This is a genomic window from Candidatus Hydrogenedentota bacterium (assembly GCA_016791475.1).
Taxonomy (GTDB): domain Bacteria; phylum Hydrogenedentota; class Hydrogenedentia; order Hydrogenedentales; family JAEUWI01; genus JAEUWI01.
The window spans coordinates 1-888 of record JAEUWI010000131.1 but is presented as its reverse complement, the minus strand read 5'-3'; the positions used below and the strand labels follow the sequence as shown (position 1 = coordinate 888).

The window sequence follows — 888 nt, the reverse complement described above, 5'->3', positions numbered from 1 at the left end:
CGTGGCAATTCGAGCAGCGAACGCCTTCGCGAAACATCCGGCTCTGCAGGAAGGAACCGTATTCGTACAACTCTTCCTTGATCTGGCCGTCGGCAAAGTAGAGATCGCCGTCGAGCTTTTCCGGCTCGTAGAAATCGTGAAACTTGGCCCCCGGCCGATAGTCGCCGTGAACGATCCGCCGCCGCGCGTGGCACTGGGCGCACGTTTCAATTTCGCCGAGCGAGTTCGGACCCTTGAGCTGATTCAGCGCGTAGCTATGGAAGTGGCGCGGGTCGCTGAAGCCGAGGGCACCTTCCGCGCGGGCCACGTGTTCGCTCGCCGGGCCGTGACACGCTTCGCAACTCACGTCGATCTCCGCCCACGTCGTATGGTAGGCGTTCGCGGCGACGTCGAACTTCTTCTGCAGGTCGGTGCTGTGGCACTCGGCGCACATGTAGTTCCAGTTCTGCCCGCCGCCGGTCCAGTGGAGCCAGTCCCCCGCCGCGATCTTGCGGTTGGGATACAAGTGAAACCACTTCCCCTTGTGCGTGTCCCAAGCGATGGAAAGCACCTGCACACGGCCGGCGGGCAACTCGATCGTTTCCCCTTGCGGCGTTACTGCCGACGCCTTCTCGGGAAACTCCACCATGTATTGCTGCAGCGGATCGACGCCGAACACATACTTGATTTCAAACGTCGCCGGCTTGCCGGCGTGGTCGTCCGTCGTCACGAAGAACTTGCCGTCTTTGCGGAAAAACTTCGACGTCACTCCTTGATGCGTAAATTCCTGATCGGCGAACGCCTTCACGTCGACGACGGTCTCGTCCGTCGCAGGATCCATCGCCAAGTCGTGGTGGGAACCCTCCCACGAATGGACTTGTGCGGAATGGCATTTCGCGCACGAATTTC

General features: G+C 60.7%; 1 protein-coding gene. It reads right to left on the bottom strand.

Annotation, left to right across the window (positions count from 1 at the left end):
- Window positions 1–888: hypothetical protein (locus JNK74_28255; GenBank protein ID MBL7650081.1), on the bottom strand; the 888-nt coding region annotated here is incomplete at both ends.